We start from the raw sequence: 23,705 nt of genomic DNA on the forward strand, positions 1-23,705 counted from the left end.
GCTAGCCGAGGCCGAGCGCGGGCATCGCGTAGTAGAAGACGAACACCGCCGACACCACGTACATGGCGGTCGGGACCTCGCGGCCCCGGCCGGTCGCCAGGCGCAGCACGCTGAAGGCGATGAAGCCGATGCCGATGCCGTTGGTGATCGAGTAGGTGAAGGGCATCATCACCATGGCCAGGAAGGCCGGGACGGCGACGGTGAAGTCGCTCCAGTCGATGTCCCTGACCGATCCCGCCAGGATCAGGAAGCCCACCGCGACCAGTGCGGGCGTGGCGGCCTGCGACGGGACCATGGTGGCCAGCGGGGTGAAGAACAGCGCCACGGCGAAGAGGCCGCCCGTCACGACGTTCGCCAGACCCGTACGGGCACCCTCGCCGACACCGGCCGTGGACTCCACGAAGCAGGTGGTCGCCGAGGAGGAGGTCGCGCCGCCCGAGGCGACGGCGAGGCCGTCGACGAACAGGACCCGGTTGATGCCGGGGAACTCGCCGGTCTTCTTGTCGATCAGCTTGGCCTCGTCGCCGACGCCCAGGATCGTGCCCATGGCGTCGAAGAAGCAGGACAGCAGCACGGTGAAGACGAACAGGATGCCGGTCAGCAGCCCGACTTTGCCGAAGCCGCCGAAGAGGCTGACCTGGCCGACGAGCCCGAAGTCCGGCGAGGCGACCGGGTTGCCGGGCCAGGCCGGGACGGTCAGGCCCCAGCCGGAGTCGGGCAGGTCGGCGACGAGCTGGACGACGACCGCGACGAGGGTCATGGCCACGATGGAGATCAGGATCGCGCCCGGGACCTTGCGGATCAGCAGGGCGAGGGTGAGCAGCGTGCCGATCGCGAAGATCAGGACGGGCCAGCCGTGCAGGTGACCGTCGCTGCCGAGCTGGAGCGGGACCGTGGTGTGCGCGGCGTCCGGGATGCGGGAGACGAAGCCGGAGTCGACCAGGCCGATCAGCATGATGAACAGGCCGATACCGATGGCGATGCCCTTGCGCAGGCTCAGGGGGACGGCGTTCATGACGCGCTCGCGCAGCCCGGTGGCGACCAGCAGCATCACCACGAAGCCGGCCAGGACCACCATGCCCATCGCGTCGGGCCAGCTCATGCGCGGGGCGAGCTGGAGGGCCACGACGGTGTTCACGCCGAGGCCCGCGGCGAGCGCGATGGGGACGTTGCCGATCACACCCATGAGGAGGGTGGTGAAGGCGGCCGTCAGGACGGTGGCCGTCACGAGCTGGCCGCTGTCGAGCTGGTGGCCGTACATGTCCTTCGCGCTGCCCAGGATGATCGGGTTCAGCACGATGATGTACGCCATCGCGAAGAAGGTCGCGAAGCCGCCGCGGACCTCGCGGGCGACGGTCGAACCGCGCTCGGAGACCTTGAAGTAGCGGTCCAGCCCGCCGGACGGCTCCCGGGGGGAAGGCTCCGGGGTGGCGGATGCGGGGGCGGGAGCAGGGGTGCTCATACGGTCCTCATTGGTGGTTCATACGAAGAAAATGGGCCGCGCCCAAACCGTTTCAGTATGAACACATAAGGGAAAGGCCGTCCATCTCCGCGCGTAGACCCTCGCGGGGCGGGCGGAGGCCCCGGCCGGACCGCTCCCGCTTAAACTTGCGGCATGGCGAAATGGACTGCGAAGCATGAGGCGCCCGAGCCCCTCGAGGGCCCCGTCGTCGCGACGGTCACGGGAGGAACGATCCTGTGGTTCGCCCTCTTCGTGGTCCAGCTGCCGTTCTACGGGTGGTTCGCCGACCGCGGCCAGCTGTGGTGGGTCTGGACCTGCGCGGCCGGCGGCTTCCTCGGCCTGATCGGCATCTGGTACGTCCGCGGCCGCGAGGCGGCCCTCAAGCGGCATTCCGCCGCGCAGGCCGCGCAGGCCCAGCAGGACGGCCGGCCGGGCGAAGCCACGGAGGCCTAGGCCGCCCCTTCCGGATCTTGCCGGTCAGGCCCGCGGGCTCGACCCTGATGCGGGGGCCGCCGGGCCGCGACCAGCGGACGATTCGGGTCATCCCCAAGTCGGATCTTCGGACTTTTCGGCGGGTGAAGCGTTCGAACCCCGCTTACCGTCGGAACCATGACGCATGGGGCGAGCATCGAGCACGACGGGCCGGAGCCGAGCGGCCCCGGCACGGCCATCGACGCAGGGGCCGAGCTCGACCCCGTACACCCCGTGCGGCCACCGGCACCCCGCTTCAAGCCGGGCGGGCTGACCACCGCCGAGGTCGCCGAGCGCGTGGCCCGCGGAGACGTCAACGACGTCCCCGTCCGCTCCTCGCGCTCCACCACCGACATCGTCCGCGGCAACGTCTTCACCCGGTTCAACGCGATCATCGGCGTCCTCTGGGTGGTCATGCTCTGCGTCGCACCGATCCAGGACAGCCTCTTCGGTTTCGTGATCATCGCGAACACCGGCATCGGCATCATCCAGGAACTGCGTGCCAAGAAGACCCTCGACGGCCTCGCCGTCATCGGCGAGGCCAAACCCAGCGTGCGCCGCGACGGCCGGACCGCGGAGATCTCCACCTCCGAGATCGTCCTCGGCGACGTCATCGAACTCGGCCCCGGCGACAAGGTCGTCGTCGACGGCTCGGTCGGCGAGGCCGAAGGCCTGGAGATCGACGAGTCCCTGCTCACCGGCGAGGCCGACCCCGTCCTGAAGAAGCCCGGCGACCACGTCATGTCCGGCTCCTTCGTGGTCGCCGGCGGCGGCGCGTTCACCGCCACCAAGGTCGGCCGCGAGGCCTACGCCGCCCAGTTGGCCGAAGAGGCCTCCCGCTTCACGCTCGTCCACTCCGAGCTGCGCTCCGGCATCTCCACCATCCTCAAGTACGTCACGTGGATGATGATCCCGACCTCCATCGGCCTGATCATCAGCCAGCTCGTCGTCAAGGAGAACAACCTCAACGACGCCATCGCCCGGACCGTCGGCGGGATCGTCCCGATGATCCCCGAGGGGCTCGTACTCCTCACCTCCGTGGCCTTCGCGATCGGCGTCATCCGCCTCGGCCGCAAGCAGTGCCTCGTACAGGAGCTGCCCGCCATCGAGGGCCTCGCCCGCGTCGACGTGGTCTGCCTCGACAAGACCGGCACCCTCACCGAGGGCGGCATGGACGTCACCGAGCTCCGCCCGCTCGGCGGCGCGGACCCGGCGTACGTCAAGAAGGTGCTCGGCGCCCTCGGCGAGTCCGACCCCCGCCCCAACGCCAGCCTCCAGGCGATCATCGACGCCTACCCCGTCAGCGCCGAGTGGCGGTGCACCGAGTCCCTGCCCTTCTCCTCCGCCCGCAAGTACAGCGGCGCCAGCTTCAGCGAGGGCGACGGCGAGAACAACACCTGGCTGCTCGGCGCGCCCGACGTACTGCTGCCCGCCGGGGACCCCGCCCTCGACGAGATCAACGACCTCAACGAACAGGGCCTGCGGGTCCTGCTGCTCGCCCGCTCCGCCCGCGAGCTCGACGACGAAGCCGTCGCCACCGGGGTCAGGCCGACCGCCCTGGTCGTCCTGGAGCAGCGGCTGCGCCCCGACGCCGCCGACACGCTGCGCTACTTCGAGGACCAGAACGTCAAGGCGAAGGTCATCTCCGGCGACAACGCGATCTCCGTCGGCGCGGTGGCCGGCAAGCTGGGCCTGCCCGGCGCGGAGAAGACGGTCGACGCCCGCAAGCTCCCCCCGGAGCGGGCCGAGATGGCCGAGGTCCTCGCCGAGAACTCCGTCTTCGGACGCGTCACCCCGCAACAGAAGCGGGACATGGTCGGCGCCCTGCAGTCCAAGGGCCACACCGTCGCCATGACCGGCGACGGCGTCAACGACGTGCTCGCCCTCAAGGACGCCGACATCGGCGTCTCCATGGGCTCCGGCTCGGAGGCCACCCGCGCGGTCGCGCAGATCGTCCTCCTCAACAACAGCTTCTCCACCCTCCCGTCGGTGGTCGCCGAGGGCCGCCGGGTCATCGGCAACATCACGCGCGTGGCCACCCTCTTCCTCACGAAGACGGTCTACTCGGTGCTGCTGGCCATCCTGGTGGTCTGCTCGCAGGTCGAGTACCCCTTCCTGCCGCGCCACCTGACCCTGCTGTCCACCCTCACCATCGGCATCCCGGCCTTCTTCCTGGCGCTGGCCCCGAACAAGGAACGTGCGCAGCCGCACTTCGTGAAACGGGTGATGCGGTACGCCATCCCCGGCGGTGTGATCGCGGCGACCGCCACCTTCGTCACCTACCTGATCGCCCGCCACCACTACACGGGCGCGGAAGCCCTGTCCGCGGAGACCAGCGCGGCGACGCTGACGCTGTTCCTGACCTCGATGTGGGTCCTGGCGATCATCGCCCGCCCGTACACCTGGTGGCGCGTGGCCCTGGTGGGCGCGATGGGCGGAGCCTTCCTGATCGTCCTGATCGTGCCGTGGCTCCAGGAGTTCTTCCAGCTCAAGCTGGTCGGCACCACGATGCCGTGGACCGCGGTGGCGGTCGCGGCGGCCGCCGCGACCCTCATCGAGTTCACCTTCCGCTGGGTCGACCGCAAGTTCCCGGCCTGACCGGCAGGACGTCTTTCAGGCGAGGCCGTCCGCCTGCAGACCGGTCAGGACGGCCTGGCCGAGGGTGTGGACCGCGGACTGGGGGCGGACCATCACCGTGAACTCCCTGATCCGGCCCGCCCCGTCGAAGTGCAGCATGTCGATGCCGTGGATCTGCTTGCCGTCGACCGTGGCCCGGAACGGCAGGACCGCCGCCGGGGCCTGCGTGCCGTCCGCGCTCGTCTCGGTCGCGCCCTCGAAGTGGCCGACGTAGCGCAGGTCCTCGAAGACGCGCAGCAGGACCCCGAAGAGCCCCAGCACCATCGGCCTGCCCTCGAAGGGCCGGAACTTCACCGGGCTGTACAGCCTGATGTCCTCGGTGAACAGGTCCTCCAGCGCGGAGAGATCACGCTTCTCCACGGCGGCGCGGAAGCGTTCGGCGGTCTCCATCACGGACTCCACGGCTCCTCCTGATACTGATACCGATACTGCTACTCAAGGAATTGACTAGTCAGTTTCGTGAGTATCATGCGGGGGAGGGCGAGGAAAGGGAAGGGGCAGCCGCGATGGCCTTGCGACATGCCGTACTGGCGGCGCTTCTGGACGGCGAGTTCAGCGGCTACGAGCTGGCGAAGTCGTTCGACATCGGCGTCGCGAACTTCTGGCACGCCTCCCCCCAGCAGCTCTACACCGAGCTGGCCAAGCTGGAGAAGGAAGGCCTGGTCGAGGGTCGGCAGGTGGTCCAGGAGACCCGGCCCAACAAACGCCTCTTCCAGGTAACCGACGCCGGCCGGACCGAGCTGGAGGAGTTCGCGGCCGCCGCGTCCAAGCCCTCCGTCATCCGCGACGACCTCCTCGTCAAGGTCCAGAACGCCGACCGGATCGGCACCGCGCCGGTGATCGAACAACTCGAAGAGCGGGCGTCCGCGGCCGACGCCAAGCTCGAACTCCTCGGCAAGGTCCTGCGCAAGATGCGCGGCGACCTGGACGAGGAGGAGTACCTGCTCCGCGGTGAACGCATCGGCGGGTACCTGACCTGCCTGCGCGGCATCGCCTTCGAGCAGGGCCACCGCGACTGGTGCCGCCGCAGCGCGGCCGTCCTGCGAGAGCGAGAGAGGCTGGCCACCCGTGCCGACGCACACTGAGTACCGGCGTTACGTCGCCCTGGGCGACAGCCAGACCGAAGGCCTCGGAGACGGCGACGACACCGCCGGCCTGCGCGGCTTCGCCGACCGGTTCGCCGGACACCTGGAGGCCGCCCGCCCGGGCCTGCTCTACGCCAACCTCGCCGTCCGGGGGCGGCTCGCCGGCCAGGTCCGCGCCGAGCAGCTGGGACCCGCCCTGGCCCTGCGCCCCGACATCGCCACCGTCGTCGCGGGGGTCAACGACGTGCTGCGGCCCCGCTTCGCGGCGGCCGACGTCGCAGGGCACCTGGAGGAGATGTTCGCCGCGCTCACGGCCGCGGGGACGCACGTGGCGACCGTGACCTTCCCCGACATCGGCAGGATCGCGCCCCTGGCTCGGCCCCTCGCCCCCCGCCTGCTCGAACTCAACGAGCTCGTCCGCGCCGCGGCCGCCCGGCACGGGGTGTTCGTCGCCGAGACGGCCCTGCCGGCGGCCGTGGCGGACCCGCGGATGTGGACGGAGGACCGTCTCCACGCCAGCTCCCTCGGCCACGAACGCATCGCCGCCGCACTCGCCCACGCCGTCGGCATCCCCGGCAGCGACGACACCTGGACGCACCCGCTGCCCCCGCCGGACGCACTGCGCCGCTCGGCCGTCGCCGCCGAACTGCGCTGGGCGGCCGCCTTCCTCGGCCCGTGGCTGGGCCGCCGCCTGCGCGGCCGCTCCTCCGGCGACGGCCGCACCGCCAAACGCCCCGACCTGCTGCCGCTGGCCTCCTCCGGGACCTAGGCTCCGGGCCATGGACGAACGGGGGCCGGGCCGGCACCCCTGGCACGGCGGCGCACAGACCGCCGCCTGGGCCTAGTGGCGCCTCACCGGCGACCCGGAACCGTCCCTCCGGGTCTGCGGCGCGGCAGCCCGCGCCGGCCTCGGGCAGCCGGTGCTGCGCTACCCGGCCGACCTGGGCCCGCAGGCCGCCCCGTACGCCGACGCGGTACGCCCGCTGCTGACGTGCCCCGGCGAATGGAGCCGGGTCGGCGCCGCCGAGGCCTGGTGGCGGATCACCGGCGACGCGGCGCCCGCAGTGGCCGCCCTGCTGGCGGAACTGGCGCCGCTGGCCGGACACCCGACGACCCCCCTGGTCCTGCGGACCGTACGGATCCTCGGCGCGATCGGCGGCCCGGCGGCAGCGGCCCTGCCCGCCCTGCACGAGGTCACCACCTCGCCCCGCCGCTACGGCGACATCAGGGTGGACGAGGAACTCCACCGCGCCGCACGACAGGCACTGACCGCCATCGCCCCGGCCCGAGCCCTCGACACCCCCTAGTCGAACCAGCGGTCCCGGGCCAGTTCCGCCGTGCGGGACGGGTCCTCCAGCAGCGCCGCCACCTCGAAGCGGCGCGGCCACTGGCCCGCCGACCAGGCCAGGCCCGCCGCCACGCCCTCCAGGGTGGACGCGTGGAGGGTGCCGTCGGGCGTGCGCCGCCAGTCCAGCTCCGTGCCGCCCGCGACCAGTTCCTCGTGCTCGATGTACGTCGCCGGCGTCGCCGGACCCAGCAGCACCCGCACCGACTCCGGCACCTCGTGCTCCTCGCCCGGCGTCGTCACCTCCGCCGGCACCGTCTCCGACAGCCGGCGCACCTGCAGCAGCTCCGCGAGGTCCGCCGCCCGCACCGGCGACACCGGCAGCAGCGGCAGCCCCGCCACCAGCGGCAGCAGGTCCGGGGCGTCCGCGATCACCGCGTCCGCCGCGTCCACCACCAGCACCTCGCCGTCCACCACCGCCCGCAGCTCGTCCGGCAGCGTCACCTGCTCGGGGTCGAGATCGGCCAGCGCGCCGTACAGGCCGTGCAGCTGCCGGTCCGTCACCTCGCGCTCCGGGTCGGCGAGCCGGCCCAGCAGCTCGGCCGCACCGCCGGGCTCGTCCAGCAGGGCCGCCACGGACGTCCGTACGCCCAGCGCCCGCAGCACCTGCTCGTCCTCGAAACCGGTGGCGTCCGCCGAGGTGTAGAGGCCCTCCAGCAGCGGGTCGCCGCCCGCCGCACGCAGGCCCGCCGGGCGGCGGCCGTCCAGCACGGGGTGGTCGCGCAGCCACCACGCCGTGTACGGGCGCACCGACTGCGTCGTCCCGTCCGGCAGCAGGATCCGCACCGGCTGGGTCAGCGCGTCCCGCAGCGGCGGCTGCGCCAGCATCGCCAGCACCTGCGGCCAGCAGTCGTCGTCGACGAGGTCCAGGTCGCGGACGGCGACCAGCTCGGTCGCCACCGGCGGGACGGGCAGGTCCGGTAGCTGGTCCAGCACGTCCTCGCACCACACGTCCACCGCGTCCAGCAGCCCCGCGTCGTCCGGCTCGGCGAAGTCACCCTCCCGCGGCTCCAGTTCGTCCGGGTCCAGGACCACGTCGGTGGCGCGCACCAGCTGGAAGGACGCCAGCACCCCGCAGGCGGTCAGCGGGGCCTCGCCCCACCGCTCGGCCAACTCGGCGTCGACGTACGGGACCTCGTCCTCCCGGATGACCGCCGCCAGCGGCGAGCCCGGCAGCAGCAGTTCGCCCGCCGGGGTCAGCTCCCCGTCCTCGTCCGGCAGGGCCAGCGCGCCCAGCCACGGCTCGTCGCCCGGCGCCAGCTCCGCGTCGCGGACCAGCCCGAGGACCACATCGGCCAGCTCGTCGGCGTCCAGGGTGTCGGCGTCCTCGTCCCAGATCTCCCCGGCGTCCAGGGAGGCGGCCACAGCGGCCCGCACCTGCGGGGTCGTCAGGACGGCGCGCGGAGTCGCCGGGAGGGAGCCGAGCTTCTCCAGCAGCGGGTGCGCCGCCTCCGGGTGGGCCACCTTCAGCCCCAGCCGGGCCAGGTCCGCGGGCGTCTGCGCGTACGGCAGCAGGACGTGGCGCGGCCCGATCGTCGTGCGGCCGTCGGCGAGCGGCACGGGCAGCCCCGACAGCCGGTCGGGGTCCACCCCGGCGAGGCTGTCGTAGAGCCGGTACCACCACTCGGGGGTCCGCTCGATGCCCGCGATCCGCTCGATGGCATCGCCCAGCGGGAGCCGGCCCACGCCCAGGGTGCGCAGCTCGGCGCGGCGCTCCAGGCCCGCCGGCAGCAGGGTCGGCAGGACCTCCGCCAGGACGCGTACGGTGTCGGCGCCCGCGCCCTCCACCACCTCGGCCTCGAACGGGCGCAGGGCGCCCCGCTCCTCCGCGTGCTCGGGCGGCGCGGCCGGTGCGAGGAACGCCGTACGGGGGAGCCGTTCCAGCACGGCGGCGCGCAGGGCCCCGTCCAGCTCGCCCTTGCCGAGCGGGCCGGGGACCAGGTCGACGAGCCCGGTGCTCACCGGGTCCCAGGCGCCGAGGAGTTCGGCGTACGCGTCGGCCGCGCGCTCCACGAGGAAGTCGGTCAGCGGCCCCGGCGCGGGGTGGCGGCGGCTGGTGTCCAGCGGCAGGGTCGCGATGAGCAGCGCCGGGATGCCCAGCGGCTCGTCGGTGGGCGTCGGGGCGTGCACCACGGGCGCGGTGGTCGGGCGCAGCGGGGCGCCGTCGGCGTCGACGGGCACCGCCCACGACACCGCCCAGGCGGGCCGCAGCCGTTCCTCGACGGGCCGGTCGGCGAGCAGCGCCCGCTCGATGGCGCCGCCGTGGCGGACGGTGCGCCAGCGGTTGGTGCGCGTACCGGAGTCGGTGGTGTCCTCGACGACGGTGTACGCGCCCTCGTCACGGCGGCCCAGGGTGCGCGAGCCGGCCGGGGTCTCCACGACGATCTCGCACAGTCCGGGCAGGGTCAGCAGCAGGGCGTCGTCGATGCCCGCGAGGAGCCGCTCGACGAGGTCCTCGGCGGCGGCGTCGCGCAGCGGCAGGACCACGACGGTGTCGTAGCCCTCGGGGGCGGTGCCCTCGGCGGGCAGCGGGAGGCGCAGCAGGGGCACGTGTCCGTCGCGGCGGCGCAGTTCGTCGCCGAGGCCGGGGCTGCCCACGGAGGCCTCGCGGGCCAGTTCGCGGGCCTCGGCGAGGGACCAGCGGACACCGCCGTGGCGGCCGAGCACCGCCGGTTCGTCGCAGACGGCGAGGACGGCGGCGAAGCCGACGCCGAAGCGGCCGACGCTCTCCGCGGCGGGTTCCCGCTTGGCGGAGGCCCGCAGGGTGCTCAGGGACTCCACGCCCGTCGCGTCCAGCGGGGCACCGGTGTTGGCGACGGCCAGCAGCGCGTGGCCCGCCTCGCCCTCGTGGAGGGTGATCCGCAGCCGGCCGGGCACCTTGGCCCGGGCTGCGGCGTCGGCGGCGTTCTGGGCCAGCTCGACGACGAGCCGGTCCCGGTAGCCGCCGAGCGCGAGGTCCTCCTCGGCGTTGGCGTCCTCGCGGAACCGGGCGGGGCCGGCCCCCCATGCGTCGAGCACGCCGCGCCGCAGCCGGGCCGTGCCGAAGGGGTCCACGCCGCTCTGGGCCGCCGTCACTCGCACGCTCACGCCGCTGCCTCCAAGAATCGCCCAACGAACTCCTGAAGGTATCGCGTGCGGGGCTACGCCTCGCCCGTGAGGTGGGCGAACACGACGACGTCGGAGCCCCAGTGGCGGTCCTGCGCGAGGTTGCCGCCGCAGGTGATGAGCCACAGTTCCGGCCTGCCGCGGGTGTCCCCGTAGACCTTGTCGGTGGGGAAGGCGTCCTTCTTGAAGGTGTCGATCGCGTCGACGGCGAGACGGCGGTGGTGCCGTCCTCGCGGTGGACCTCGATCCTTGCGTCCTTCGTGAGCTCCTTGCGCATGGATTTCCTCCTGAACGGGCCGGGAGCCGGAGTTCGGGGTTCCCGGCACACCGGACATGAGGGACACCCAGGGCGCGCGGTTGCGGGCCGCCGGTGGGGCGGGGGAGGGGGCGGTCGAAGGTCCTTCGCCGTGAACCCGCAGGCCGCGAGGGGATTCAGGTGTTCCGTTTACTGGCTCTTTGCCCCGATTTTTAGGACCAAGGTCCCCGCGCCGCACCAGCGCCGGAAAGGCCGAAGCCCCGGTGACGAGCAGTCACCGGGGGCTTCGGCAGAGCCGGACGTACGAAGGTCAGAGCTTCTCGATCACGTAGTCGATGCAGGCCGTCAGCGCCTGCACGTCCGCCGGGTCGATCGCCGGGAACATCGCGATGCGCAGCTGGTTGCGGCCGAGCTTGCGGTACGGCTCGGTGTCCACGATCCCGTTGGCGCGCAGCACCTTGGCGACGGCCGCCGCGTCGATGTCGTCCGAGAAGTCGATCGTGCCGATGACCGCGGAGCGCTTGTCGGCGTCGACGACGAACGGAGTCGCGTACTTGGACGCCTCCGCCCAGCCGTACAGGTTGCGCGCACTGGCCGCCGTACGGCCCGTGGTGAACTCCAGGCCGCCCTGGCTGTTCATCCACTCAAGCTGCTGGTCCAGCAGGAAGAGCGTGGCCAGCGCCGGGGTGTTGTACGTCTGGTTCTTCAGCGAGTTGTCGATCGCCGTCGGCAGCGAGAAGAACTCCGGGATGTGCCGGCCCGACGCGTGCACGCGGGCCGCGCGCTCCAGCGCCGCCGGGGAGAACGCCGCCAGCCACAGCCCTCCGTCGGAGGCGAAGGACTTCTGCGGCGCGAAGTAGTAGACGTCCGTCTCGGTGATGTCCACCGGCAGACCGCCGGCGCCCGAGGTCGCATCCACCAGAACGAGGGACCCGGCGTCGGCGCCCGCGACCCGCTTGACCGGTGCCGCGACACCCGTCGAGGTCTCGTTGTGCGTGTACGCGTACACGTCCACGCCCGCCTCGGCCACCGGCTCGGGGTGCGTGCCCGGCTCGGAGGAGATCACGGACGGCTCGTCCAGCCACGGCGCGAGCTTCGCGGCCTTGGCGAACTTCGAGGAGAACTCGCCGAAGGTCAGGTGCTGGGACTTCCGCTCGATGAGACCGGCGGTCGCGACGTCCCAGAAGGCGGTGGAGCCGCCGTTGCCCAGGATCACCTCGTAGCCCTCGGGGAGGGAGAAGAGGTCCCGGATGCCCTGGCGCACCGATCCGACCAGGTTCTTGACCGGAGCCTGGCGGTGTGAGGTTCCGAGCAGGGAGGTACCGGTGGCGGCGAGGGCGTCCAGCGCCTCGGTCCGCACCTTGGAGGGGCCCGCGCCGAAGCGTCCGTCGGCGGGCTTGATGTCAGCGGGAATCTGGATCTCAGCCACGAGCGGAGCGTATCGGGTCCGGGTCCACGCTCCGGAAGCGCGTCCACCGGATGAGACGCGGCGCGACGGTGGCAGGCTGGGCGCCGTGACGACACCTGGTGAAGTCGAGCGGACATTGCGGGCGGAGCTGCGCGGGGAGGTCGATTTCGGCGCCGCGGCACGCGCCCTCGTGACCATGGACGCCTCCAACTACCGCCGCGTCCCCCTCGGCGTCGTCACCCCGCGCGACGCCGACGACGTCGCGGCCGCCCTGCGCGTGTGCGCCGAGGCCGGTGTCCCCGTCGTCCCGCGGGGCGGCGGCACCTCCATCGCCGGACAGGCCACGGGCGTCGGCGTCGTCCTCGACCTCACCCGGCACATGAACGGCCTCCTGGCCGTCGACCCGGCCGCCCGCACCGCCGTCGTCCAGCCCGGCCTGGTCCTCGACCGGCTCCGGGACGCGGTGCGCCCGTACGGGCTGACCTTCGGCCCCGATCCCTCCACCCGCTCCCGCTGCACCCTCGGCGGCATGATCGGCAACAACGCCTGCGGCGCCCACTCCGTGGCCTGGGGCACCACCGCCGACAACGTCAACGAACTCGCCGTCACCACCTACGCGGGCGCCGCCCACCGCATCGGCACCGGCTGGGACGGCGCCCCCGAAGGCCTGCGCGAACTCGTCGGCGCACACCTCGGGCTGCTGCGCACCGGCATGCCGCCCGCCTTCTCACGGAGGATCTCCGGCTACGGCGGCCTCGACGCACTGCTCCCCGAACGCGGGGTGCGGCTCGCGCAGGCCTTCTGCGGCAGCGAAGGCACCCTCGGCGTGGTGACCGAGGCCGTCGTCCGCCTGGTGGAACTGCCGCCCGAGCCCGCCCTGGCCGTCCTCGGGTACGCCGACGAGAGCGCGGCGGCGGACGCGGCCGCCGGGCTGCTCCCCCACCGGCCGCTGACCGTCGAGGGCATGGCCGAGGACCTCGTGGGCGGGGCCGCGGGCGGGGCGGGCGGGGCGGGCAGGGCCGTGGGGCTGCCCCGCGGGCGGGCCTGGCTGTTCGTGGAAATGCCGGACGAGGGCGGGGCGCGGGCCGTCGCACGAGGCGCCGACGCACTCGACGCCCTGGTCGTCACCGACCCGGCCCGGCAGCGGGCCCTGTGGCGGATCCGCGAGGACGCCGCCGGCACCGCGACCAGGACCGCCGACGGGCGGATGGCCTGGCCGGGCTGGGAGGACTGCGCGGTCCCGCCGGCCCGGCTGGGCGCGTACCTGAGGGAGTTCCGGGCCCTGCTGGCCGCCCACGGCCTGCGCGGCACCCCGTACGGGCACTTCGGCGAGGGCTGCGTCCACGTACGCATCGACTTCGACCTCGCCTCCGCCGCCGGCGTGGCCCGCTTCCGCAGCTTCTCCGAGGAACTGGCCGACCTCGTCGTCGCCCACGGCGGATCCCTCTCGGGCGAACACGGCGACGGGCAGGCGCGGGCCGAACTCCTGCCGAAGATGTACGGCCCGGACGTGATCCGGCTCTTCGGCGCGTACAAGGACGTGTGGGACCCGGCGGGCGGGATGAACCCCGGGACGCTGGTCCGGCCCGCCCGGCTGGACGAGAACCTCCGCTTCGAGGTGCTCCCGGCCACCCCCTTCGCCCGCGAGGTCGCACGGTGCGTCGGCGTCGCCAAGTGCCGCACCACCGAGCCGGGCGGCCCCGGCGTGATGTGCCCCTCCTACCGGGCCACCGGCGAGGAACAGCACTCCACGCGCGGCCGCGCCCGGCTGCTGCACGAGATGCTCGCGGGGGAGATCGTCACCGGCGGCTGGCGTTCGCCGGAGGTCGCCGAGGCCCTCGACCTGTGCCTGGGGTGCAAGGGCTGCCGCAGCGACTGCCCGGTCGGCGTCGACATGGCCTCGTACAAGTCGGAGTTCCTGCACCACCACTGGGCCGGCCGGATCCGGCCGCTCGCCCACTACACGCTGGGCGGACTGCCCGGGTGGCTGCGCCTGATCGCCCGCCTGCGGGCAGCGGGCGCCGTCAACGCGGCCGCCCGCCACCTGCCCGTCCCGCTGCCCGGCCTGGCCCGGGAACGGGCCCTGCCGGAACTCGCGAAGCGGCCGTTCACGCGCGGCGCGGGGGTGCCCGGGCCGGTGTCCGGGCCCGGGGTGGGGGCCAGGGCCAGGGCCGGGTCCGGGCCCGGGCCCGGGGCCAGGGCCGGGTCCGGGGCCGGGTCCGGGGCCGGGTCCGCCGTCACCCTGTGGCCCGACACCTTCACGGAGTACCTCGCCCCCGAGGTCGGCCACGCCGCGCTCCTCGTCCTCCGGGCGGCCGGCCTGGACGTCACCGTCCCCCGCGCCGGCGGCCGGATCTGCTGCGGCCTGACCTACCTCTCCACCGGCCGCCTCGACCGCGCCCGCAAGGTCCTGCGCCGCACCCTGGACACCCTCGGCGAGGTCCCCGGCCCCGTCACCGTCCTCGAACCGAGCTGCGCCGCCGCCCTGCGCACCGACCTGCCCGCCCTGCTCCCCGACGACCCCCGCGCGGCCCGCCTGGCAGCGGCCGTACGGACCGTCGCGGAGACCCTGGAGGAGTACGCGCCGGCCTGGCGGCCGCCCCGCCTCGACCGTCCGCTCGTCGGCCAGACCCACTGCCACCAGCACGCCGTCCTCGGCGACGCCGCGGACCGACGGCTGCGCGAGCGCGCCGGACTCGTGGGCGAGCCCGCCGGAGGCTGCTGCGGCCTCGCCGGGAACTTCGGCTTCGAGCCCGGCCACCACGAGGTGTCGGTGGCCTGCGCGGAGGAACAGCTCCTGCCGTCACTGCGCACGGCCCCGCCGGGCGCGCTGGTCCAGGCGGACGGGTTCTCCTGCCGGACGCAGATCGCCCAGCTGGGCGGGGTCCGGGCCCGTCACCTCGTGGAACTCCTCGCCGAGGGGCTGGCGGACCAGGAGGCCTCCCGGGCCGCTCCCGACACACGGTCGTAGTGAACATGTAAGGCAAGAGACGCGGCGACACTCCTTACGAAGGCTTAATCTGGATAGATGCCCGCACCTTCCGCGTCCCCGACGACCACCCCCGCCGCCGCACTCCCGGCCGACCCCTCCGCCGATGGGGCCCGGTCCCGCTTCGGCCCGGTCGCACTGGTGATCTCGGCAGGCATCTCGGTCCAGTTCGGGGCCGCCCTCGCAGTCATGATCATGCCGAGGGCCGGTGCGGCGGGCGTGGTCACCCTGCGCCTCGCGGCCGCCGCGATCGTGCTGCTGCTCCTGTGCCGGCCGAAGGTACGCGGGTACACGCGCTCCGACTGGGGCACCGTCGCCGCGTTCGGCGTGGCGATGGCCGGCATGAACGGCCTCTTCTACCAGGCCATCGACCGGATCCCGCTCGGCCCCGCGGTCACCCTGGAGGTCCTCGGGCCGCTCGCCCTGTCCGTCGTCGTCTCCCGCCGCCTGGTGAACTTCCTGTGGGCCGGCCTCGCCCTCGTCGGCGTGGCCCTGCTGTCCGGGCACGGCGGGGGCGGCCTCGGCTTCGGCTCCCTCGACCCGCTGGGCGCGGCCTTCGCGCTCGGGGCGGGCGCCATGTGGGCGGCGTACATCGTGTTCAGCGCGCGCACCGGCCGCCGCTTCCCGCAGGCGGACGGCCTGGCCCTCGCGATGGCGGCCGCCGCCGTCCTCTCGCTGCCGCTGGGCGTCTACGAAGCGGGCTCGGACCTGCTGGTCCCGAGCACCCTCGCGCTGGGCGTGGGCGTGGCCGTACTGTCGTCCGTCCTGCCCTACACGCTGGAGCTGCTCGCGCTGCGGCGGATGCCGGCCCCGACCTTCGCGATCCTGATGAGCCTGGAGCCGGCCATCGCCGCCACCGCGGGCTTCCTCGTCCTCAACCAGGCCATGTCGGCGCTCGACGCCCTGGCCATCGCCCTCGTCATCGCGGCCAGCATGGGCGCGGTCCGCTCCCAGATCAGAAAGCACCCCGCCTGATGGATGTCGCCGCCTACCTGGACGCCGCCCCCGAAGCCCGCCGCCCGGCCCTCGCCCGCCTGCGCGAGCTGTGCGTGACGGAGCTCAAGGGCTTCGAGGAACGCATCGCGTACGGGATGCCGGTGTACGTACGGCCGGGCGAGACCGACGGGGAGATCGCCTGGGCGAACCAGAAGCAGTACATCTCCTTCTACCTGATGCGCACGGACGTACGGGACGCCTTCGCGGACCGCCTGGCGGCCCACGACATGGGCAAAGCCTGCCTCCGCTTCCGCAACCCCGCCAAGGTCGACTTCGACCTCCTCCGCGACCTCCTCCGCGCCACGTCCCAGGCGAGCCCGGGCCAGGTGTGCTGAGGGAGCCTCGGGGCCGGGGCTCCGGCGGGGCGGGGGCGGGAGGCGTGGCGGGGTGGTGTGGGGCGGCGGTGTTTCGGCGGGGCGGCATCAGAGACGTCTTGGGGGTTTCCCGTCAGTCCCATCGTCTCTCCGGTTCGTGCCGGTCCCTCAAGGGCGCTCCTTCGTCGCGTCGCTTCGCGATGGCCTTCGGCCACCCTTGACCGCCCGTCCCGCCCCGGAAATACGAGGACTGCCGGGAAGCCCCCAAAGGAACGGGCCGGGCGATCGATAGAGAGACGGCGCGTCGGAGGGCGCGGGCGAGAGCCCGGAGCGCCTCAAATCGCTACGCGCTCCTGCCGGAAGGCGTCTGCCAGCCTCTTGGGCTGGGCATAGGCCGCCTCGGATCGCTACGCGCTCCTGTCGGAAGGCGTCTGCGAGCCGTCAGGGGCTGGACATAGGCCGCCATCGATCGCTACGCGCTTCTGCCTCGCGCGACTGCAGTCCGTCTGGGGCTGGTAATAGGCCGCAGAGGCCCGATTCGCTCCTCATGGAGGGCGTCCGAGGGCGGTGGGGGGAGGAAAAGCGTCAGATGACGGCTGAGGCGATGCCAATCCAGGTGTAGGTGGGTGGAGGCCTCGGAGAGCCATCATCTTGCCCCAATTGCCCCTGTTTGGGCGCGCGGCTGGGACCTCACCTCGGCCTTGATGGGGGTTGGCATCGGCTCAGCCGATGGATCGCCCGCCCGCCCCCGAAACCGCCTCGCCCAGCCCCGAACAAGGGGCGGACGCGGTCTCGGAGAAGCGCGTAGCGATCGAGGGCGGCCTATGTCCGGCCCTTGACGGCTCGCAGACGCCTTCCGACAGGAGCGCGTAGCGATCTGAGGCGGCCTATGTCCAGCCCAAGAGGCCTGCGGACGCCATCCGACAGGAGCGCGTAGCGATTTGGTGCGCTCCCCCAACCGCCCCGCCCATCACTGATGTGCCCGTCCCTGAAAAGGAAGGCCCGGCCTGTCCCTTTGGGGGCTTCCCGGCAGTCTTTCGGATTTCCGGGGCGGGACGGGCGGTCAAGGGTGGAGCGCAGCGACATCGCGTAGCGACGCGACGAAGGAGCGCCCTTGAGGGACCGGCACGAACCGGAGAGACGATGGGACTGACGGGAAACCCCCAAGACGTCCCTGATGCCGCCCGGCCGAAACACCGCCGCCCCACACCACCCCGCCACGCCTCCCACCCCCGCCCCGCTGGAACTCCGCCCCCAACCACCCCCCACACCCTTCACTTCCGCCCCGCAGAAACACCGCAACCGGAGCCGCGTCCCGTGCGTCATCCCTGGAGCGTGCGCCCGCCCGGACGGCCGCGGGGGACCGGCTGGGCGGGCGTACGGCATCAGCCGAGGGGGAGGTCCAGGTACGACGGGGTGGCCTCCGGGGAGGTGAAGGCCAGCGTCGCGCGGGGCAGGTTGGCGTCGGCGTAGAACGGGTCGCGGGCGTCGATCACCAGCATCAGGCGGTGGCCGCGCTGCACGTCGTACGCCGTGGCCTGGAGCTCGATGTCCGCGCTGATCAGGCTGTCGGGCGGCGACTCGAGATCGCTGTACGGGGCGTGCGTGACCAGGTGGGCCGAGCCGTCCGGGGCCGTGTCGAGGAGGTACGCGACGAAGGTGGAGCCCGGGTTCGCCGCGCGGTAGGTCACGCGGAGCCGGGGCGTGCCGCGCAGCCGGACGGTCTCCGCGGCCGGTTCGGCCGTCCAGACGGCGGCGACGGTGCGGTCGATGTCCTCGGTCAGGTAGATCTTCGGGCGGCCGGCCATCTCCGCGTACCCGGACTCGACGACCCTGTCGGCGACGGTCGCCGGGGTGTCCATCCCGCACAGCACGGTCGACGTCCAGCCGGCCTCCGCCTCCGGGCCGAGCTCGCCGCCGTCGGCGAGGTAGAGGCGTTGGAGCTGTTCGGTGACGGAGGGCCAGGTGGGTCGGGGTTCGAGGGTTTTGCTCCACATGACCTCGCCGATGAACTGCCCCTCGTCCCCGATGCCGTTGTCGATGTCCTTGAGGTGGTGGTCGAACCAGCGGTGGGCGTCCGTCCAGATCCGGTTCGGCAGGCCGAGGACGCCTGACATCTCGGGGCCCGAGTGGTCGCCGATGGACAGGGCGAGGCGTTTGGGTCCGGTCAGTTCGTTGAACATCCGCAGCGTCTGGTTGGCGGGGAAGAGCGTCTCGTGCCAGGCGTGCGAGAAGAAGACCGGCACCTGGCGGCGGTTGAGTTCCTTGATGTGGGTGAAGGGTGAGCGGACCTCGGCCCAGCGCAGGGTGCCCCGGACGTCGCTGCCGGTCAGGACGTTGTCGAAGACGCTCTGCGTCTGCGGGCTCAGCCGGGCCTTCGCGGCGGCTTTGAGCAGGGCTTTCACCGCCGCGACGTGGCGGGTGGAGTTCTCGTAGAAGGCCTCCCCGAGGTCGCCCCAGGTGCTGAGCGCGACCACGGCGTCGACGCGGGTGTCGTGGGCGGCGACCAGTTGGCTGATGCCGGAGCCGTACGAGTCCCCGAGGAAGCCGATCTTCGTCACGGGGCCGGTGCTGCGCTCGATCAGGTGGTCCAGGGCGCGGCTGCCGTCGGCGACGTCGAGCGGGCCGGCGACGTCGACCTGGCCCTCGGAGCCGGCGAAGCCGCGGGCGGAGTAGGCGATGACGTTGTAGCCGCGGGCCGCGAACAGAGTGGCCTGGACGGCGTACGCGAGCCAGCCCAGGCTGGTCCAGGGCGAGGGCATGACGATCATCGGGCGCGGCCGGGCCCCGGTGTGCCGCCAGAGCGCCGCGTCGAGGAGGTCGCCGTCGGCTCCGGTGACCTTGCCGCGGGTGAAGACGGCGAGGGCGCGCGCCTCGGCGACCTCGGCGGCGCGGGCGGGCGGCAGGCCGGTGACGTCGCCGCTCTCCAGGGCGGAGACGAAGGCGCCGAGGGCGGTCGCGTCGAGTTCGGGATAGAGGGAGAAGGGAGGTTGGGCGGCTGGGTTCACGTCAGTTCATCCTCTTCGTCGAGTGACACGAACGTGGGCGCCCGCCCGGGCCCGGAGCGGAGCGTTCAGTATCGACGGGACATCCGGTGACGTATCGCGAGTTTCCGGCTTACGGCCTGAATCGCCCTCCGTGGCCCCTGGTGCGGTCGGACCGCGAGACCTGCGGCCGGTGCGGATGTGGATCAACTGCCTTTGGATTCGGGCGGTTTGGTGCGGGTGGCGGGAAGGTGTCACCCCGCTCGGCGACGGTCGAGAAAATCATGCAAGCGTGCTTGATTGTTTTCTTGGGTGCTGCCAGTCTTCCCCTCACGCCGAGAAGGGGAGCGCACCGTGCCCGATCCGTCCGCCGTCGACGACGCCGTCGCCGTCTTCACCGATCTGCGCGAAGAGGGGCGTGAACTCGACGCCCTCGTCGAGGGGTTGCCCGCACCCGACTGGGCGCGGCCCACTCCCGCACCCGGCTGGACCGTCGCCCACCAGATCGCCCACCTGCACTGGACCGACCGGGCCTCGCTGCTCTCCCTCACCGACGCCACGGGCTTCGGCGTCATGGTCGAGGAAGCGCTGAAAGCACCGGACTCCTTCGTCGACGACGGGGCGCGCGAGGGCGCGGCGCTGCCGCCCGCCGAACTGCTCGCCCGCTGGCGGGGCACCCGCGACGCGCTCGCGCAGGCCCTGGCCGCGGCCTCACCCGACACCCGATTCCCCTGGTACGGGCCGCCGATGAAGGCCGCCTCGATGGCCAGCGCCCGCCTGATGGAGACCTGGGCGCACGGCCAGGACGTCGCCGACGCGCTCGGAGTGCGCCGCACCCCGACCGCGCGGCTGCGGCACGTGGCGCGCATCGGCGTACGGGCCCGCGACTACGCCTACGCCGTACGCGGACTGCCCGCACCCGACGGCGAGTTCCGGGTGGAGCTGACCGCTCCCGACGGCGTGCAGGTCTGGGCGTACGGGCCGCCGCAGGCCCCGCAGCGGATCACCGGCCCGGCCCTGGACTTCTGCCTGCTGGTCACCCAGCGCGCCCACCGCGCCGACCTGGAGCTGACCGCGACCGGCCCCGACGCGGACCGGTGGCTGGACATCGCCCAGGCCTTCGCCGGCCCGGCGGGCGCCGGACGCGAACCGGGCGCCGGACGGGAGCCGGGCGCCGGACGGGAGCCGGGCGCCGGACGGGAGCCGGGCGCGGCCCGGGAGCCGGAGGCCGGACCGGACCAGGAGGCCGGTCCGGTCCAGGGGACGGGACGATGAGCCGGCGGCCGCTGCGCATCGGCAACGCGTCCGGCTTCTACGGCGACCGCTTCAGCGCCCTGAGCGAGATGCTCACCGGCGGCCCGCTCGACGTGCTGACCGGGGACTACCTGGCCGAGCTGACCATGCTGATCCTGGGCCGGGACCGTCTGAAGAACCCGGACCTCGGTTACGCCAAGACCTTCCTGCGCCAGCTGGAGGAGGGCCTCGGGCTCGCGCACGAGCGGGGCGTACGGATCGTCACGAACGCGGGCGGCCTGCATCCGGCCGGACTCGCCGACGCGGTACGGGCGCTGGCCGCCAAGGTGGGCGTGCCCGTATCCGTGGCCCACGTCGAGGGCGACGACCTCACCTCGCGCGAGGACGGCGCCCTGACGGCCAACGCCTACCTCGGCGGCGCCGGGATCACCGCCTGCCTGCGGGCCGGCGCGGACGTGGTCGTCACCGGCCGGGTCACGGACGCGGCGCTGGTCAGCGGCCCGGCGGCCTGGTGGTTCGACTGGACGCCCGAGGACCACGACCGGCTGGCGGGGGCGGTGGTCGCGGGCCACGTCCTGGAATGCGGCACGCAGGCCACCGGCGGCAACTACTCCTTCTTCACCGCCCACGACGTCCGGCGCCCCGGCTTCCCGCTCGCGGAGATCTCCGCGGACGGCTCGGCGGTCATCACCAAACACCCCGGAACCGGCGGAGCCGTCACCACCGGCACCGTCACCGCCCAACTCCTCTACGAGACCCAGGGCGTCCGCTACCTGGGCCCGGACGTGACCGCCCGCCTGGACACGGTCCGGCTGACCGACGACGGCGCCGACCGCGTGCGCATCTCGGGAGTGCGGGGGGAGCGCCCGCCGGCCTCCCTCAAGGTGGGCGTGACCCGGATCGGCGGCTGGCGCAACGAGGTGGTCTTCGTCCTGACCGGCCTGGACATCGAGGCGAAGGCCGAGCTGGTCCGGTCCCAGCTCGCCGAGACCCTGGAGGGCGTCGCCGACGCCGCCTGGACCCTGGCCCGTACCGACCACGCGGACGCCGACACGGAGGAGACGGCGAGCGCCCTGCTGCGCCTGGTGGTCCGCGACCCGTCCCCGGACCGGGTCGGCCGCGCCCTGACCTCGAAGGCCGTCGAGCTGGCCCTCGGCAGCTACCCGGGCTTCCACGTCTGCGCCCCACCCGGCCCGGCCCAGCCCTACGGGGTCTTCGCCTCGGCCTTCGTCCCCGCGGACGAGGTCCCGCACACCGCAGTCCTCCCGGACGGCGCCCGAGTACCAATGCCCGCCCCCACCCCGGCCCCGCCGGCGCAGCCCCCCGCACCCCCGGCCCCCGCACCGCCAGGCCCGCCGGCGTTTGAGGCGCGGGGGTCCGGGGGCGGAGCCCCCGAAGGGGTCGGGGGCGCAGCCCCCGCCGGGTCCGGGGCGGAGCCCCGGGAGACCGTCCGCGCCCCCCTCGGGGCGCTGGCCGGGGCCCGCAGCGGAGACAAGGGCGGCGACGCCAACGTCGGAGTCTGGGTCTGCTCCGGCCCCGCCTGGGCCTGGCTGCGCGACACCCTGACCGTCGACCGGTTCCAGGCCCTGCTCCCCGAGACCCGCGGCCTCGCCGTGCAGCGGCACGAACTCCCCGACCTCCGCGCCCTGAACTTCACCGTCACCGGGATCCTCGGCGACGGCGTCGCCTCCGGCCACCGCTTCGACCCCCAGGCCAAGGCCCTCGGCGAATGGCTGCGCGCCCGCCACCTCGACATCCCCGCCCACCTGCTCCCGCCCCCGGAGGGGACCGGCCCATGACCCGCCTGCGCACCACCGTCGACCCCCAAGCCCCCGAGCACACCAGGGCCCGTACGGCCGCACTGGAGCGCCTCGACGCCCTCGACGCCGAGCACGCCAAGGCCCTGGAGGGCGGCGGGGACAAGTACACGGCCCGGCACAAGAAGCGCGGCAAGCTCCTGGCGCGCGAGCGCGTCGAGCTGCTCCTCGACCCCGACACCCCGTTCCTGGAGCTGTCGCCGCTCGCCGCCTGGGGCAGCGACTACCCCGTCGGCGCCTCCATGGTCACCGGCATCGGCACGGTCGAGGGCGTCGAGTGCCTGGTCACCGCCAACGACCCCACCGTCCGCGGCGGCGCCAGCAACCCCTGGACGCTGAAGAAGGCGCTGCGGGCCAACGAGATCGCCCGGCAGAACCGCCTCCCCGTCATCAGCCTCGTCGAGTCGGGCGGCGCCGACCTGCCCTCCCAGAAGGAGATCTTCATCCCGGGCGGCGCGATCTTCCGCGACCTCACCCGGCTCTCCGCCGAGGGCATCCCGACCGTCGCGGTCGTCTTCGGCAACTCCACCGCCGGAGGCGCGTACGTCCCCGGCATGTCCGACCACACCGTCATGATCAAGGACCGCTCCAAGGTGTTCCTCGGCGGCCCGCCCCTGGTCAAGATGGCCACCGGGGAAGAGAGCGACGACGAGTCCCTCGGCGGGGCCGACATGCACGCCCGCACCTCCGGACTCGCCGACCACTACGCCCTCGACGAGTACGACGCCATCCGCCAGGCCCGCCGCATCGTGGCCCGCCTGAACCACCGCAAACCCCACCAGGACCCGCCGAAGGCCGAGGAGCCCCTCTACGACCCGGAGGAACTCCTCGGGATCGTCCCGCCCGACCTGAAGACCCCCTTCGACCCCCGCGAGGTCATCGCCCGCATCGTCGACGCCTCCGACTTCGACGAGTTCAAGCCGCTCTACGGCAGCAGCCTCGTCACCGGATGGGCCACCCTCCACGGCTACCCGGTCGGCATCCTCGCCAACGCCCAGGGCGTGCTCTTCAGCGCCGAGTCCCAGAAGGCCGCGCAGTTCATCCAGCTCGCCAACCAGCGCGACATCCCGCTCCTCTTCCTCCACAACACCACCGGCTACATGGTCGGCAAGGAGTACGAGCAGGGCGGCATCGTCAAACACGGCTCGATGATGATCAACGCCGTCTCCAACTCGAAGGTCCCGCACCTGTCCGTGCTCATCGGCGCCAGCTACGGCGCCGGCCACTACGGCATGTGCGGCCGCGCCTACGAGCCCCGGTTCCTCTTCGCCTGGCCCAGCGCCAAGTCCGCCGTCATGGGCCCCCAGCAGCTCGCCGGAGTCCTCTCCATCGTGTCCCGGCAGTCCGCCGCCGCCAAGGGACTCCCGTACGACGAGGAACAGGACGCCGGGATGCGCGCCTTCGTCGAGGCGCAGATCGAGTCCGAGTCCCTCCCCATGTTCCTGTCCGGGCGGCTGTACGACGACGGGGTCATCGACCCGCGCGACACCCGTACCGTCCTCGGCCTGTGCCTGTCGGCCGTCCACAACGCCCCCGTCGAGGGCGCCCGTGGCGGCTTCGGCGTCTTCCGGATGTGAGCCCG

The 23,705-nt window shown here is 73.2% G+C and carries 17 protein-coding genes; 11 read left to right on the top strand and 6 right to left on the bottom strand.

Going from position 1 to position 23,705, the window contains the following annotated elements:
• Position 1 precedes the first annotated feature (1 nt).
• Positions 2-1,462 (bottom strand): NCS2 family permease, encoded by a 1,461-nt coding sequence (locus OHA91_RS21215; protein WP_031158276.1) that lies wholly within the window; start codon positions 1,460-1,462, stop codon positions 2-4.
• Between the two features lie 153 nt (positions 1,463-1,615).
• Here OHA91_RS21215 and OHA91_RS21220 point away from each other — a divergent pair, with 153 nt between their 5' ends.
• Complete coding sequence (locus tag OHA91_RS21220) at positions 1,616-1,915, top strand: DUF2530 domain-containing protein (protein ID WP_031158278.1); 300 nt, start codon at positions 1,616-1,618, stop codon at positions 1,913-1,915.
• A gap of 156 nt (positions 1,916-2,071) precedes the next feature.
• Positions 2,072-4,531, top strand: coding sequence for a cation-translocating P-type ATPase (locus OHA91_RS21225; protein WP_031158281.1), 2,460 nt, complete (start codon positions 2,072-2,074; stop codon positions 4,529-4,531).
• Positions 4,532-4,546: 15 nt separating this feature from the next.
• On the opposite strand, the gene OHA91_RS21230 is transcribed toward OHA91_RS21225, so the two are convergent.
• On the bottom strand, positions 4,547-4,960 hold the full coding sequence (locus OHA91_RS21230) for a nuclear transport factor 2 family protein (RefSeq protein WP_328741153.1): 414 nt from the start codon (positions 4,958-4,960) through the stop codon (positions 4,547-4,549).
• 116 nt (positions 4,961-5,076) lie between these two features.
• Between OHA91_RS21230 and OHA91_RS21235 the strand changes: the two genes are divergently transcribed.
• The 3 genes from OHA91_RS21235 to OHA91_RS21245 all read left to right on the top strand — a co-directional run bounded on the left by OHA91_RS21235 (position 5,077) and on the right by OHA91_RS21245 (position 6,962).
• Positions 5,077-5,655 carry a PadR family transcriptional regulator gene (locus tag OHA91_RS21235; RefSeq protein WP_266500246.1) on the top strand — a complete coding sequence of 193 codons (579 nt, stop codon included), beginning with the start codon at positions 5,077-5,079 and terminating at the stop codon, positions 5,653-5,655.
• Positions 5,639-6,424, top strand: coding sequence for an SGNH/GDSL hydrolase family protein (locus OHA91_RS21240; RefSeq protein ID WP_031158288.1), 786 nt, complete (start codon positions 5,639-5,641; stop codon positions 6,422-6,424). The genes OHA91_RS21235 and OHA91_RS21240 overlap by 17 nt, the downstream gene beginning before the upstream one ends.
• Positions 6,425-6,575: 151 nt before the next feature.
• Entirely contained in the window at positions 6,576-6,962 is a 387-nt protein-coding gene (locus OHA91_RS21245; RefSeq protein ID WP_328739754.1) for a hypothetical protein, read from the top strand.
• Here OHA91_RS21245 and OHA91_RS21250 read toward each other — a convergent pair.
• From OHA91_RS21250 to serC, 3 genes are all read right to left on the bottom strand, one after another.
• Positions 6,959-10,087, bottom strand: coding sequence for a sacsin N-terminal ATP-binding-like domain-containing protein (locus tag OHA91_RS21250; protein WP_328739755.1), 3,129 nt, complete (start codon positions 10,085-10,087; stop codon positions 6,959-6,961). The genes OHA91_RS21245 and OHA91_RS21250 overlap by 4 nt on opposite strands.
• 53 nt (positions 10,088-10,140) lie before the next feature.
• The gene (locus OHA91_RS21255) at positions 10,141-10,440 is read right to left on the bottom strand and encodes a class F sortase (protein WP_266500253.1); all 300 of its coding nucleotides are present in this window, start codon (positions 10,438-10,440) and stop codon (positions 10,141-10,143) included.
• A 231-nt stretch (positions 10,441-10,671) separates the two neighbouring features.
• Positions 10,672-11,790, bottom strand: a complete 1,119-nt coding sequence (gene serC / locus OHA91_RS21260) for a phosphoserine transaminase (protein WP_031158295.1) — start codon at positions 11,788-11,790, stop codon at positions 10,672-10,674.
• A gap of 85 nt (positions 11,791-11,875) precedes the next feature.
• Here serC and OHA91_RS21265 point away from each other — a divergent pair, with 85 nt between their 5' ends.
• From OHA91_RS21265 to OHA91_RS21275, 3 genes are read left to right on the top strand one after another with little or no spacing between them, the layout of a single operon-like run.
• Positions 11,876-14,740 (top strand): FAD-binding and (Fe-S)-binding domain-containing protein, encoded by a 2,865-nt coding sequence (locus tag OHA91_RS21265; protein ID WP_328739756.1) that lies wholly within the window; start codon positions 11,876-11,878, stop codon positions 14,738-14,740.
• Positions 14,741-14,797: 57 nt separating this feature from the next.
• Positions 14,798-15,733, top strand: coding sequence for an EamA family transporter (locus OHA91_RS21270; protein ID WP_031158299.1), 936 nt, complete (start codon positions 14,798-14,800; stop codon positions 15,731-15,733).
• Positions 15,733-16,089 carry a DUF1801 domain-containing protein gene (locus OHA91_RS21275; RefSeq protein ID WP_266500261.1) on the top strand — a complete coding sequence of 119 codons (357 nt, stop codon included), beginning with the start codon at positions 15,733-15,735 and terminating at the stop codon, positions 16,087-16,089. Before OHA91_RS21270 ends, OHA91_RS21275 begins: the two co-directional genes overlap by 1 nt.
• A gap of 1,364 nt (positions 16,090-17,453) precedes the next feature.
• Here the strand turns inward: OHA91_RS21275 and OHA91_RS21280 are convergent.
• Positions 17,454-19,076, bottom strand: a complete 1,623-nt coding sequence (locus OHA91_RS21280) for a CocE/NonD family hydrolase (RefSeq protein ID WP_266500264.1) — start codon at positions 19,074-19,076, stop codon at positions 17,454-17,456.
• Between the two features lie 330 nt (positions 19,077-19,406).
• Here OHA91_RS21280 and OHA91_RS21285 point away from each other — a divergent pair, with 330 nt between their 5' ends.
• The 3 genes from OHA91_RS21285 to OHA91_RS21295 are packed head-to-tail and all read left to right on the top strand — an operon-like array spanning position 19,407 to position 23,700.
• Positions 19,407-20,327 carry a TIGR03084 family metal-binding protein gene (locus tag OHA91_RS21285; protein WP_328739757.1) on the top strand — a complete coding sequence of 307 codons (921 nt, stop codon included), beginning with the start codon at positions 19,407-19,409 and terminating at the stop codon, positions 20,325-20,327.
• Positions 20,324-22,105: an acyclic terpene utilization AtuA family protein gene (locus OHA91_RS21290; protein WP_328739758.1), complete on the top strand. Its 1,782-nt coding sequence runs from the start codon at positions 20,324-20,326 to the stop codon at positions 22,103-22,105. Before OHA91_RS21285 ends, OHA91_RS21290 begins: the two co-directional genes overlap by 4 nt.
• A complete protein-coding gene (locus OHA91_RS21295) occupies positions 22,102-23,700 on the top strand; it encodes an acyl-CoA carboxylase subunit beta (RefSeq protein ID WP_031155408.1) in 1,599 nt (532 codons plus the stop codon). The genes OHA91_RS21290 and OHA91_RS21295 overlap by 4 nt, the downstream gene beginning before the upstream one ends.
• Positions 23,701-23,705 lie beyond the last annotated feature (5 nt).

The sequence above is a fragment of the Streptomyces erythrochromogenes genome, from assembly GCF_036170895.1.
Classification (GTDB): Bacteria; Actinomycetota; Actinomycetes; order Streptomycetales; family Streptomycetaceae; genus Streptomyces; species Streptomyces erythrochromogenes.